Here is a 12,579-nt window from a genome sequence, read left to right as displayed (position 1 = left end):
GCCACCGCACTCTCCGGCAATCCGCACCACGCCTCCAGCGCCTCCGCCAGCCCGGCCGTCGACGACGGTGCCGGGCCGCCCACGTCGGCCGCCCAGGCCGTCCGCGTTCCTCGACGGCCGCCTCGGCCACCTCGCCCGAGTTCCACCGGTGCCCCTCCGCGCGAAAGATCGTCAATGACAATCCGCCCCTCCACCAGGCGTGTTAGGTTACCGGCCGATCTCACAGCCGTCCCAGGGGGGATACCCGTGAACCGCCGAACTCTGCTGAAGAGTGCTGCCGCGATCGGCGTGGGGGCGCCGCTCGCCGCCCTCGCCGGCGCGACGCCCGCCCACGCCGCGGGCAACTACGACGTGCTCGTGACGGAGCAGGTCAAGAACAAGATCATGCTGTTCCGGGCGAACAACCTGTGGAGGCCCGAGAACCTCGGATGGTCCTGGGCGGCGCCCGCCCAGAGCGCCTGGGAGCGGCTCAACGACGCGCGCTTCCGCGAGACCGACCGCTTCGGCTGGGTCTGCCTGGTCGCCGCGGGCGGCGGCAAGGTCGGCATCGTCAACTTCGGTGACGACGACGCCCTGTTGTGGTCCGCGAGCCCCGGCGGGAACCCCCACGCGGTCGAGTACATCCGCAGCCACGGTGTCGTGGTCGCGGCTTCGTCGCAGAAGTCGTCCGAGGTGGACTACGACGGCTTCCTGACCGTCTACGCCCCCACCGACGCCGACGCCCCCGCCACGCTCGCACAGGTCCAGCAGATCACTTTCACAGGCGCGCACGGCCTGTGGTGGGACGGCTCGTACCTCTACGCCCTGGGTTCGTGGACGCTCGCCAAATACCGCGTCACGGGGTCCCTGCGCAGCGCCAGGCTCGAACTCGTCCAGAAGCACGTCTGGAACGAGGTCTTCCACGGCCACAGCCTCGACATGGACTTCACCGACACCGACAACCTGCTGTTGAACGGGGCCGGGGCCCTCTGGACCGTCGACAAGCGAAACCTCGCGCTCACCGCCGTCCGGCCGGCCGCCGGGGTGAAGTCCTTCTCCCGCGCCGCCGACGGCGAGTCCTTCTGGGTGCAGGCGCGTGACGTCACGCACCCGGGAGAGGAAGGCTGGTGGAACGAGTACGTCCAGTTCTTCGACGCCGCAGGCGCCCCCACCTACCGGCGCGGACTCGACTACTACGGGTACGAGGGCAGGTTCTACCGCGCCCGAATCGCCAGCACACGGCTCACCTGAACCCTCGCAGACCCGGTCCCCACCGGCTGCCCGACGCCCGGGGCGCAGGAAGCGACCGCCGGAGGAGACGAGTTCGCGTGCCGCGAGCCTTCTGGCCGCGTCGCTGCTACCGCGATCACGGCTTCCGCAGCGGGAAGGACGCCCGTTGCCGCCACCGCGTTCCGTCGTGGACCAGCAAGGCGACGCTCGTGATCCGCGCGACGATGGGGAGTTCGGGGAGCAGGTCGGCCTCGACCTGCTCCCACACGGCTTCGTCCTGCCCCTGGGCGACGGTCAGGTGCGGAACGATGTCGTCGAACTGCCCTCCGAACGGCGGGTGGTCCGGCCATCGCTCGACGATCGCCTCGGTGAGGCGCCTGAAGTGGGTGTCCCGTTCGGGTGCGAGATACAGCGCCCCGGGAAACCGGCCGCAGTGGTCGAACCGGGCCTCGAAGGACGGATGGCGACCGAGCACCTCCCCGATCTCGCCGCTGACACCCGGGCCGATCCGACTCGCGTCGAGGAACGGGAAGAGCACGGTGACATGCGCCGGAACTCCGGCGCGGGCCGAGGGGTCGAGCCGTTCCCGCCACGCTCCGACCGCGGGCTCCGCCTCCGGAACCCTCACGATCAATGCCGACTGACCTGACGGAAATTCCTGCGAGTCGCCATTCGCCATCGCACCTGTCTATCAGCGCAGCTCGACCGGCGGCGACCTGATTGTCACGGCGGGCCGGGCGGTACGAGACACCACCGGACACCACAGGCGTGCCCAGCCGCGGTGACGGTTCACGCGCCGGAGAAAACCGTCGGGCGATCTTCATGCTGTCGGCGACTCCACCGCGTCGCGCTCGTCTTCGAGGTGGACGGTCAGGTCGGGCCAGTGCTCGGACCACCGTGCCAGATCAGCACCGGTCGGCGACCACGGCACACGCAGGGTGCCGTCCGGGAGGAAGCGGACGCAGGTCCCCGTGCTCCCGTCGGCCTCGACGGGTTCCAGGTCGGTCACCGGGATGCCACGTACGTAACGCCGACTCCAGGATCCGCTGAGTCGTCGGTTGGTGTGAACCAGCCACTCGCTGAGCGCCGCGACGACGGACATACCGCGTCGGGCGTGTCCGTCCGGAAGCGCCTCCACGTGCGGGAGATCGAAGAAGCGGAGATCCTTCGTGGCCATGACCGGCTTCTTCACCGCGCGGCCGTGCTCGTCGACGCGCGTGTCGGTGCCCCGCCCGTCGTCCTGCACCGACACGGAACCGTCGGTGTGCAGCGTGACCACGCACCGTCCGCCGCCTCGGCTCGCCGCCTCGTCGGCGGCGTACGCCACGACTTCGAGTACGAGGTGTCCTACCCCGCCCGGAGCGAACTGCTCCGGTCCCTGGCGGATCTGTTCGAGATGGCCCGCATCGACGAGGGCGGCCCAGTCATGCGTGGTGTTGACCCAAGAGGCCCTTGATCCGTCCATCTGACGAGTATCCCTGCGAACGCCTCGAGGGCGTTCGCGGGTGGTCGCCCTGGGGTGATCGCACCGACAGGAGGGGCCGGCTCCCCCTCTCCAAGGGTTCGCCCAGGGACGAGGGCCCGCTCGTGGCGCGGCCACAGGGTGGAGGAGACTGACCTCTGCCTCAGCACTTCGGACTGACTGCAGGGCGAGAGGAGGGGCCATGACCGACCGCGGCTGGGACGACGACAGCGAGTACGAGGACGCAGTCCAGCGAGCCGAGCGAGTCACACGATTCGGCTGGGCAGCGATGGCCGGGATCACGGGCGTACTCGCGATTGCGGCTCTGGTCGCAGCCGTTCTCTGCGTCGTGGCAGTGGTCGCGGGCGTCTACTTGGTGATGGACTCCTAGGATCCACCGATCGGGTCTGCTGGGCCTCCTACGGGATCCGACCAGGCCGAGGCCATCCGCAGCCTCGGAACGGCATCTCCCGCATTTCCCGCCACCTCCTCGACGGACTCCAGGCGTTGCGTACCTGACGGTTGCGAGTCTTCGCACCTACGTCGATGGGCGTGGTGGCGGGGCTCAGGTATCGTCCCTCCAGCTGCAGTCCCGGTGCTGCAAAGACGGGCGATCGGGCAACGGAAGACCGGGAGTTCCCGTTGCGTGCGCCCGTACCACGAGCCCTTGAGCCACAGGGTCCGAGGCGCCGGTCGTCGTCCGTCCCAGCGCACGCCGGTCGGAATACCGCCCGCTTCTGCCGTGCGGTTCGCCAACCGACCTCATGCGTCATGCTTCATGTGGTGGTCGACAATGACTGCATGGACGTCCCCGAGTTGCTCGAATCGGCTTCCCTGCTGGTCCCTGAAGAGACCGCCACCGAGAACGACCTGACGGTGCGGGACATCTGGGACCACCTCGTGCGCGACGAGTGGGAGATCGCCCTGGGCCTGCTGGAGGAGCTCGGGGACGCAAGGTCGCTCCCCTTGGCGTTCTGGGAGGAAGTCGCCGAAGCGGCTGATCACCTCGGGCTCGAGCGGAGCGCGGCCTGGTGCCATTGGCGCTGCTCCGAGATCCGCAACGGCATGATCCGGGCGGATCTGACGCTTCTTCCTGCCGCCGAGGGGCGACGCACGACGCCCATCTCCGGTGCCGGCGTTCTGCGACCCATGTGGGACATCGGACACCTCTCACCCACAGGCGAGCACGCCGTCAGCATCGCTGCGCTCTGGGTCGAGAACACGCCCACTCTGGAGCCCGGCGGTAGGGCCACGGTTCGCCTCGTGCCCCTCACTCCCTCCCACTGGACGCATGTCCGTCCCGATCAGCAGATCACCATGCACGAGAACCGATCCGCGGCCGGCACCGCAGTCGTCCTTGAGGTTCGCCTCCCCGACACCGCCGAACCCACCGGATGAGGTGGCGGGCTCGGGCCCGCCTCCACCTCACCCGCCGACGGCCACCGTTCTGCGGGCGCACCCCGCGGCGACCTGACGCAGGCCTTCAAGGACCACTCCGGACCCGTCAGCGCGTCCGCAACCTCCCGGGGCGGAACCCCTAAGGCGCCCACGGCCCGAGCATGTCCTTCATCGCGTCCGCCATCGCGAACTGCAGCAGCGGGCCGTACGTGATGCGGCCGACACCGAGGCGGCGGAAGCGCTCGAGGTCGTGCTTCACAGGATGGGCCGTGGAGTTCACGGGAATGGCGACCGCGCCTGTCACCGCCACGAGGAGGTCGTCGTCGTCCTGGATGCTCACCGGGTAGACGCTGTCCGCGCCGGCCTGCTCCATGGCCCGCAGTCGCTCGATCGCCTCGTCGAGAACGCCCGAGGCATCCTCCGCGTGCATGAAGAGGTCGGTCCGTCCGTTGATCCACAGAGGGATGCCCGCGTCGTCAGCCGCCGCACGCAGACCGGCGATGTAGTGCGCGTGCTCCTTCGTGCTCCGCACGCGTCCGCCGTCCGAGTGGACGGTGTCCTCGATGTTCAGACCGACGCCGCCGACCTCGGTGAGTCCGGCGACGAGAGCCGCGGGCTCCTGCCCGTACCCGGACTCCAGGTCCACGGACACGGGGACGTCGACCGCCGCGATGATCGGCCTGACGCCGGCGAGCACTTCCTCGAAGGTCTGCCCCTCGTGGTCCTCGGCCCCTCGGGAGTCGGCGAGCGGATGACTGCCGACGGTCAACGCGGGGAAGCCGGCGCCGACTGCCGTCCGCGCGGACCAGACGTCCCAGACGGTCGGCAGCACAAGAGGCTTGTACTCGGCGTGCAGCTGCTTCAGGCGCTGAGCGCGCTCAACGGTGGTGCGAGAGTCCATGCCGAGGACGCTACCCCGGATCGCCGGAAACGACGTGGAGGCCGTGCGAACTCCGGGCACTCCCCCGGCCGTCCGCCCGTGCCGCATGCGCCCGGTCAGTCCGCCGAACGCGAGCGGGGGACGGGAGTCGGAAGAGTCCCGACGGCAGCAACACCGCCGTGCCGAGCGTGACCCGTTCGGTGCCCGCGCCGCGGCGGCCAGGAGCAGCAGCGGGTCCGCTCGTGGCCGGGTGACGGGGCTGTCTCCCGCCCCCACGGAATCGAGGCCGAGCCGCTCGGCCCATGACCAAGGCGCTCTACACGGCACAGGCCCACGTCACCGGAGGCAGGAACGGTCGCGGGCGCACCACCGGCGGACAGCTCGCGCTGGATCTGCGACAGCCGAAAGAACTGGGCGGCAACGGCGCCGGAGCCAACCCCGAGCAGCTCTTCGCGATCGGATACGGAGCCCCCTTCGGCACCACCCTCGCGCCGGTCGGACAGCGCACCGGAGCCACGGCCGACGACGCGGAGATCGAAGCGTCGGTCTCCCTGCTCCCGAACGGCGGCGGAGGGTCAGATTTCGATGACGATCTTCCCCGGAGTGTGGCCTTCCTGGCTGAGGGCGAAGGCCGCCCCAAGCTCAGCCAGCGGGAACGTCGCAGCGACGTCGACTGTGAGTTGGCCGGCATCCGAGAGCTGGCCCAGGGCCGCAAGATCCTCACCGACGGGACGAACCCAGATCCACTGACCGCCCGCGCCCAGCACACTGTGGTCGGCGATGGAAGCATGCCGCCCACCCTCGGCCAACACGGCAAGAGTGGTCTCAAGAACTCCGCCCACGAAGTCCGCAACGACGGAAACTCCGTCCGGAGCCAAGTCCCGGACGCGTGCCGTCAGCCCGTCCCCATACTCAACCGGCTCACAGCCGAACCCGCGCAGTCGGTCGTGGTTGCGTAGGGAAGCAGTGCCGATGACCCGGGCCCCGAGCGCTCGCGCAATTTGGACGCCGATGGACCCGACACCGCCGGCCGCACCGTGCACGAGCACGGTGTCGCCGACGCCTGTGCCCAGGCGTGTGAGGAGCTGGTAGGCGGTCAAGCCAGCCAGCGGAAGCCCGGCAGCCTGCGCCCAGTTCAGCGAGGCGGGCTTGGCGGCGAGAGCACGTACAGGCACGCTGACGTACTCTGCGAAGGTGCCGCCGTGAACATAGTCCTTGCGGGCGTAGGCCATCACCTCGTCGCCGACTTCGAACTCAGGTACGTCGATGCCGACACGCTCGATCGTGCCGCTGACATCCCACCCTGGAACCACGGGATAGACGACATCCATCAAGGGGTCGAGCCCACCCGCCATGATCTTCCAATCGACCGGATTGACCGCAGCGCAACGGACCTTGACGAGCACCTCGCCAGGAGCGACTTTCGGCAACGGCAGCCGAGCCGCAGCGAGCACTTCGGCGCCTCCGTAAGTTTCATACGCCATCGCCCTCATGGTGTCCTCGGACATCCCTGCACTCCTTCGTGAGCCGCCACTCTCTACACCGCTCCATCTGAGCACGATGCAGCTCTGACATGCCGCGAGACTCGCTCGCACGACGAGGAGGACACCCACTCCCCAACGGAAGCCTCCACGGTCGGCCTCCTGCCAATCGCTGCAGGTACAACCCAAGACCACTGATCAGCGGGAACATCACCGTGCCCCGTGGGGCCTCCCGCACCCCCACCGACCTGCCCACTCAGGCGTCTCCTCGCGATGCCACCTGGGGAACCTCGCATGGCCCCCCTGCCACCCTCATGATCAGGTCAGAGCGCCGCTGTCACGGGAACCCGCATAACCCCCTGACCGAACTGACTCCCTCAGGCTTCGCCGCCGACAAGCCCGTCCGCGAGCGCAGGTCGAGAGGGTCACCCGAGATCTTGTTCGACCCAGATCGTCTTGCCTCGACGGGCACCCCTCACCCCCCACCGGCGCGCAAGCTGCGCGGTGATGAAGAGTCCCCTCCCGTGCTCGTCCGTGTCGAGAGCCCGGCGCAGATGCGGAGCCGTGCTGCTGTCGTCGGTGACTTCACAGGTGAGGGTGTCGCCCAAGATCAATCGGAGCTGAATCGCGCCCCGGGAGTACCGGACGGCATTGGTGACCAATTCGCTGACGATGAGCGAGGTGCTGTCGACGAGGTCCGCCTCGATGCCCCACTGCGCCAATTTCCTTGTCGCGGCCTTGCGTGCCCGGGAGACAGCCGACGGGGTGTTGGGAAAGGTCCAGGCGTCGGTGTGGTCCGAGCCGATCGTGCGGGTGCGAGCCAGGAGTAGGAACGCGTCGTGGCTCAGTCGGTCGGGACCAAGGTCGCGGGCCAGGGAGTCACAGAGCGCCTGCGGAGATGAGGCGGGGGCGGTGACGCTGTAGGAGGCCGCGAATTGAGCGCGCAGCGACTGCGCCGTAACGTCGAGGTCAGCCAGGAGAGTGGAGTTGTACACCAGGAGGGTGGTGCCTGCGGGCAGGACGCGCTCCATCACCTGGTAGTGGCTGATGCCCTGCCCCAGCGGGGGGCCGGCGGCAACGTGGAGCGTTTCGACGGTCCCGTCCGGGTGCATCAGGACGGGTTCTGGGTGTCCCGCGCTCGCTGCCGTGCAGAGACGGGTGATCGGGTCGTAGACGAGGTACAGGCAGCTGGAGGGGGCGGGGTCCGGCGTGGGGCGCCCCGCGGTTTCGGCAGGAACTGATTGCGGGCGGCTGGCGAGGTCATGCACGCGCTCCAGAATCTCCTCGGGTGCCAGGTCGAGATCGGAGAGGACTTCGATCGCGGCGCGCAATTCGCCCATGGCCGCCGGGTCGGCGCCGCCCTGTCCGACGGACGGGCCGCCGGCAACGAGAGCGATCCTGGCGCCGGACAGCGGGATGATGTCGAACCAGGCGCCGCCAGATCCGGCGGGCAGGTAGGCGTGCGCGAGGTCAACCGCCTCAGTTCGAAGTTTCTCGTGATGAGCAAGGCGGCCGGTGAGGATGCGAGCTGCGGAGCGTTCGCGCCCGAACTGACGCGCATTGTCCAGACACAGGGCGGAGTGCGTGGTCAACTGCTCAGCCAGGGACAGATCTACGTGGTCGAAGGGAATCGGGTTGCGCCACCGGTAGAAGCAGGCGAGCCCGAGGACGAGACCGCGGGCCCGGATGGGGACGAGCAGCATGGAGTGCGCGCCGGCGGCCAGGATCCGGGCGTCGCGCGGACGACGCGCGTCGAGCCATGAGGTATCGGGAGTGAGTCGGCGGAGCAGTTTGGGCGCCAACGTCTCCAAGACGGCCCGGAAGGGCGTGGCGGGCGGATAGGTGTCGACCTCACCCACCCTGGGGACACCCTGCTGTTCGGGGCCTGCGGCAGAGCGAAATCCGGCGCGTCTCAGGGCTGCCGCTCGTTCTCGGGAGTTCGGTGTGGGGGCGTGGCCTCGTAGGACGGTGTCGTAGACATCGACCGTCACGGTGTCGGCCAGACGGGGCACAGCAAGGTCGCAGAACTCGTCGGCGGTGCGAAACACGTCCAGGGTGGTGCCCACTCTCGTGCCCGCCTCGTTCAGCAGCCGTAGGCCTGCCTCGGCCCTTGTGCGGGCGGTGATGTCAGTCAGTGCGCCAGCGACTCCGAGCACCTTGCCGTCAGGCCGCTGGAGTCGGAACACAGAGGCTGAGACGACAGCCTCGACCGCGGGCTCGGTGCGGCTGCGGACCCGAATGGGCAGCTCGAAGGCGGGACTGCCTGATTCCAGCACCCGCTGCACAGTGTGCTCGATGACGGCGCGATCGGCGATGTCGAAGGTGCCAAGGATCTCAGGCAGTGTCCGCCCGAGCATGCGGTCGACGGGGAACTCGCGCATGAGGCGTGCTGCTGTGTTCACCTGGAGAAGTCGCAGTTCACCGTCGAAGACGTGGAGACCGTCGTGCGACCGGGAGAAGAGCACGTCCAAGAGCGCGTCACCCATCTCGTCGCCCGCCGAGTAGGTATGTGAACCGAGCCGATCCGCCACGACGAATGCCTCTTCGTTGAATCCGTAACCTGCGTCGAACCGATCCAACTCCTCGACTGGGACTCATGCCACCAGAGTGAGCCACCCGGGCAGCTCAATCCCTGCGTGGAAAACGCCTTCCATGCCGGTAGCTGGGTCTCGACCGGTGAAGCAGGCCGTCGTCACCGCTGACGCATCGAAAAGCCAGCGGTGCCCGTGGCGCACACAAGGTGTGGTCAGACAGCTTCAGGGGAGCGGCATCGCCCCGCACCCCTTCCTGCTCCTGACCCAGTGCCTCGACGACCTCGTGGACGCCTCGGCAGTGCCGGCCGACAGACGACCTGGCGCCGAGTACGCGGCCTGGTCGGCGGTACACGGGTTGAGCCACCTGCTGATCGACGGACCACTCCGGGACCTCCCCGATCAGGAGGTGCAACTCGCCCTGGACGTGACGCTCTCCGTGATCAGCCGCGGACTCTGATCGCCGGTCGACCGCAGGCCCGCAGGGTGAGCGGAGCCTCACCAGGAGGGAGACGTTGACCTGACGCGCGGGCCGGCGGGGGGCCGGGGCGCGTCTGATCAGGTGTTCACCAGCCAGATGGACAGATTCAGTGCGGAGGCGAAGGCGACCCAGAGGGCGTACGGGACGAGCAGCACAGCAGCACCCCTGCTGGTGCGGGAGAAGTGGACGATGGTCACGACGACGGCTGCGAGGAGCAGGCAGATGTCGGCGAACGCGAGCCCGTATTCCCCGGCGGCGAAGAACAGCGGTGTCCACGCCAGGTTCAGTGCGAGCTGGGCCGACCACCAGGCCATCGCGACGCGCGGCGCGGACCCCGGGCTGCGCAGGACGATCCACGCCGCGACGGCGATGGTTCCGTACAACACCGTCCACACGGGACCGAAGAGCCAACCCGGGGGTGCCCATGTGGGACGATTCAGGCTGCCGTAGACGTCGCCGGCGTCGGCCGACGCCCATCCGCCGATGCCTGCCACGGCGTAGCAGACGACGAGCAAGCCAGCCAGCACGAGCAGACGCCTGCCGCTGTGCCGGGGTTGCTCCGTCAATGCCGGACTCATCTCCATGTTCCCGCCTCCAGTTCGCCGTCTTGCTCTCGTGCCCGGTCCGCTTGCCTTGGAGCCGCCGCATGCGCGGCACCCGTTCGAACTCGTTCCGATGGCCGGGCGCCGCTGGATGCAGACAGTGCTGGAAGGAATCCGCGCGGCGGTCCGGACCCGACGGCGACCGCGCGGAGCGCATGGGCCGGGACTCAGGCCGACTAGGCGTCTTCCTGAGGGGCCGGCTCGGTGCTGGTCCACAGTTGGTAGGGCCGAAGTCGGTGCGCTTGGTCGGACTTGGGGACCTCGACGTGGCGGAGGTGCTCGGACACCTCACCGGGAAGCCGGCGGGTCGGTGGCCGGTGCGGGTGGGTGGTGGGGTCGGGGGGCGGTCCTTCCTGGTCGCGCAACTTGCTTCCGAGGACGACGGAACCGACCAGGACGGCTACGACGATCAATCCGATCAGGATGTGCACGGGGGCCTCCAGCAGATGCGGTGTACCTTTTGCGTGCATTTCACGATCGGAAGGCCGACGGATGCGGGTCGCCCCGAGAAGGCGCCGATCGGGCGAATCCGCTCCCGACTCGAAGGAGCCGGCCTCGCACACCGAGCCGGCCGGCGGCCTCAGTCGTCACTTCCCCTGGCCGGCCATGCGCTCCGAGGTCCCACCCAGGTCACCGGTCGTGGTGTCGCTCACCGCGTCATAGAGCTGAAGGAGCACCCCGCCGGCTTCGACGAGGCCGTGGGGCCGCACCAAGCCCGCAGCGAGCGGGGTGCCCGCCCAGCCGTGGCCACCGAGCAGGACCAGTGGACGCGTACGGGCCCCCGGAACCCCGAACGCGGTCCGCGCGACGTGCGACGCGAGGGCGTGATCGGCCGTGGCCCGGGTCTGCGACCACAGCACGACCGCTGCCGGGCCCACACGTCGCACAGCGGCAAGGAGGGCATCGGCCGGCACGGCCGCACCGAACATGCGGGTCGGCACGCGCTGCTGGGCGAGGTGGGCGGTGAGAGCCTCCAACGGCAGCGCGTGCTGCTCGCCGGGAAGGCACGCGAGCAGAACGGGTGGGACTCCGACCACGGGCGGCGGTCCGGTGCCGCTGAGTTGGCGCAGCACGGTCGAGATGTGCCACGACAGCAGGTGCTCGACTTCCACGTAGCCGTCCCCCGACGACTCCCACTTGCGACCGGCCGCGTGCAGCGTCGGGACCATGGCCTCCTGCCAGGTCCGTACGAGACCGTACCGGGCGACGGCTTCCCGGAGCAGTCGATCGATGGTCGGGCTGTCCAGTCTGACAGCGGCCCGGGCGAGGCCCCTGTGTCGATGCTCCACATGCTCCAGCTGCATTCCGTTCCCCGACCCGGGACTGCGCGTCGGTTCCGTGGTGGTGGCGGGAGAGGGAGTGGGGCGACCGGCGCGTGACAGAGCCACCCGAGCGGCCTCCGCGGGGGGAACTCCCGATGTGGTCATCCTGCGCATGTCCTCGAGCATCGCGATGTCGCGAGGACTCCAGCGTCGATGCTTGCCGTGCTGCCGGGCCGCGGGCCTGATCCCGTATCTCTGATCCCACGAACGCAAGGTGGTGGGGGTGACGCCGAGTCGGCGTGCCACGGTCCCGGTTGCCATGCCCGGCTCCGCCGGTTCGTCGGACGACTCATGGCGAGCCATGGCCTACGCCCCTTCGTGTACGACTGTCACGACTGTCACGACTGTCACGACTGGATCTCACCGGACTGTGCGTCCAGGGTGCGCTGGGCATCCCGCGCGGGCGGTTCCCGATGGCGGTGCGCCGGCGCCTGGGCGAGGGGGGAAGGTTCTCGTGTGATGGCCCGGCGGCGTGCCAGGGACTCCTGAGCAGCCTCCCGTGGATGACGCTGCCGCCAGTAGGGGTTGTCGTGCGGGAGTTTGCTGGAGACTCGCCCGTACATGCCGAAAGTGACGATCAAGAGCCCCATGACGAAGCTGAACATGACGTTCGTCAGTCCGAAGTCCAGGAAGTTGGCGGGTCGGTCCAGCACGAACAGGTGGTAGAACCCGCTGAGGACGAACAGGGTGCCCACGATCATGTTCAGGGTGGACGCGACGTTGCCGCCGACCACGGCTCCCCCCAGGAGGGCGAGCCCCACCAGGACGGAGATGATGCTCAGCGTCGTGTTCGTCGTCATCCCCGCGATGCGGTCCCCCGAGGTGTCGAAGGGGCTGAGAGCGTTCGCGAAGCCCAGCGAGCCGAAGGCCAGGAGGATCAGCCCGCACACCGCGGCTCCCAAGCGGTAGACCATGGCGAGATGATGATCGATGGGAAGTTCGTCCTTGAGTTTCACTGACCTTCTCCTCGCTGGACGCAGGAGGCGTGGCGACAACGCCCCTGCTTCCTCGTGGTCGGGACGACGGTGGCGGCTCCCTGGCGGAGCGACCTCCGGATAGCCGCTTTCATCCGCTTTTCCCTTGCTCCTGTGACAGCGGATGCAGCTCACGACGTCGTTGTGTGCCGACCTGCTCCGGCCTGTGCGCGACAGTGATCGGCCTGGGCTGCCGCCACGGCGGCAGCGGAGTACTGGTGGCGGACCACGGCCTGAGC

The 12,579-nt window shown here is 68.9% G+C and carries 13 protein-coding genes and 1 pseudogene; 4 read left to right on the top strand and 10 right to left on the bottom strand.

The window, feature by feature from the left end:
• The first annotated feature begins 246 nt into the window (after positions 1-246).
• Complete coding sequence (locus tag ACGFZF_RS06905) at positions 247-1,230, top strand: hypothetical protein (protein WP_393551557.1); 984 nt, start codon at positions 247-249, stop codon at positions 1,228-1,230.
• Positions 1,231-1,345: 115 nt separating this feature from the next.
• On the opposite strand, the gene ACGFZF_RS06900 is transcribed toward ACGFZF_RS06905, so the two are convergent.
• Together ACGFZF_RS06900 and ACGFZF_RS06895 are read right to left on the bottom strand one after the other, a co-directional pair.
• Positions 1,346-1,837, bottom strand: a complete 492-nt coding sequence (locus ACGFZF_RS06900) for a 2'-5' RNA ligase family protein (protein WP_393551555.1) — start codon at positions 1,835-1,837, stop codon at positions 1,346-1,348.
• A 192-nt stretch (positions 1,838-2,029) separates the two neighbouring features.
• Entirely contained in the window at positions 2,030-2,674 is a 645-nt protein-coding gene (locus tag ACGFZF_RS06895) for an ATP-binding protein (RefSeq protein WP_393551553.1), read from the bottom strand.
• A 199-nt stretch (positions 2,675-2,873) separates the two neighbouring features.
• Here ACGFZF_RS06895 and ACGFZF_RS06890 point away from each other — a divergent pair, with 199 nt between their 5' ends.
• Both ACGFZF_RS06890 and ACGFZF_RS06885 read left to right on the top strand, forming a co-directional pair.
• Positions 2,874-3,062, top strand: a complete 189-nt coding sequence (locus ACGFZF_RS06890) for a hypothetical protein (RefSeq protein WP_393551551.1) — start codon at positions 2,874-2,876, stop codon at positions 3,060-3,062.
• 410 nt (positions 3,063-3,472) lie between these two features.
• Positions 3,473-4,069 (top strand): hypothetical protein, encoded by a 597-nt coding sequence (locus ACGFZF_RS06885; protein ID WP_393551549.1) that lies wholly within the window; start codon positions 3,473-3,475, stop codon positions 4,067-4,069.
• 139 nt (positions 4,070-4,208) lie between these two features.
• On the opposite strand, the gene ACGFZF_RS06880 is transcribed toward ACGFZF_RS06885, so the two are convergent.
• From ACGFZF_RS06880 to ACGFZF_RS06870, 3 genes are all read right to left on the bottom strand, one after another.
• Entirely contained in the window at positions 4,209-4,970 is a 762-nt protein-coding gene (locus ACGFZF_RS06880) for an isocitrate lyase/phosphoenolpyruvate mutase family protein (protein WP_393551547.1), read from the bottom strand.
• Between the two features lie 554 nt (positions 4,971-5,524).
• Positions 5,525-6,442 carry an NADP-dependent oxidoreductase gene (locus tag ACGFZF_RS06875; RefSeq protein ID WP_393551810.1) on the bottom strand — a complete coding sequence of 306 codons (918 nt, stop codon included), beginning with the start codon at positions 6,440-6,442 and terminating at the stop codon, positions 5,525-5,527.
• A gap of 413 nt (positions 6,443-6,855) precedes the next feature.
• The gene (locus ACGFZF_RS06870; RefSeq protein ID WP_393551545.1) at positions 6,856-9,009 is read right to left on the bottom strand and encodes a SpoIIE family protein phosphatase; all 2,154 of its coding nucleotides are present in this window, start codon (positions 9,007-9,009) and stop codon (positions 6,856-6,858) included.
• A gap of 163 nt (positions 9,010-9,172) precedes the next feature.
• On the opposite strand from ACGFZF_RS06870, the gene ACGFZF_RS06865 reads away from it, so the two are divergent.
• Positions 9,173-9,421, top strand: coding sequence for a TetR-like C-terminal domain-containing protein (locus tag ACGFZF_RS06865; RefSeq protein WP_393551543.1), 249 nt, complete (start codon positions 9,173-9,175; stop codon positions 9,419-9,421).
• A 98-nt stretch (positions 9,422-9,519) separates the two neighbouring features.
• Here ACGFZF_RS06865 and ACGFZF_RS06860 read toward each other — a convergent pair whose 3' ends face one another.
• The 5 genes and pseudogenes from ACGFZF_RS06860 to ACGFZF_RS06840 form a co-directional block, all read right to left on the bottom strand.
• Positions 9,520-10,008 (bottom strand): TspO/MBR family protein, encoded by a 489-nt coding sequence (locus tag ACGFZF_RS06860; protein ID WP_393551541.1) that lies wholly within the window; start codon positions 10,006-10,008, stop codon positions 9,520-9,522.
• A 212-nt stretch (positions 10,009-10,220) separates the two neighbouring features.
• Positions 10,221-10,514, bottom strand: a complete 294-nt coding sequence (locus ACGFZF_RS06855) for a DUF6479 family protein (protein WP_393551539.1) — start codon at positions 10,512-10,514, stop codon at positions 10,221-10,223.
• 117 nt (positions 10,515-10,631) lie between these two features.
• Positions 10,632-11,348, bottom strand: coding sequence for a B12-binding domain-containing protein (locus tag ACGFZF_RS06850; RefSeq protein WP_393551808.1), 717 nt, complete (start codon positions 11,346-11,348; stop codon positions 10,632-10,634).
• 141 nt (positions 11,349-11,489) lie between these two features.
• A pseudogene (locus ACGFZF_RS06845) lies at positions 11,490-11,627 on the bottom strand (MerR family DNA-binding transcriptional regulator); the annotation flags it as partial.
• Between the two features lie 86 nt (positions 11,628-11,713).
• Entirely contained in the window at positions 11,714-12,322 is a 609-nt protein-coding gene (locus ACGFZF_RS06840) for a DUF4383 domain-containing protein (protein ID WP_393551537.1), read from the bottom strand.
• Positions 12,323-12,579: the final 257 nt, after the last annotated feature.

This window comes from Streptomyces sp. NPDC048338, assembly GCF_043201055.1.
GTDB lineage: Bacteria > Actinomycetota > Actinomycetes > Streptomycetales > Streptomycetaceae > Streptomyces.
This window is presented reverse-complemented; position numbering and strand designations above follow the sequence as displayed.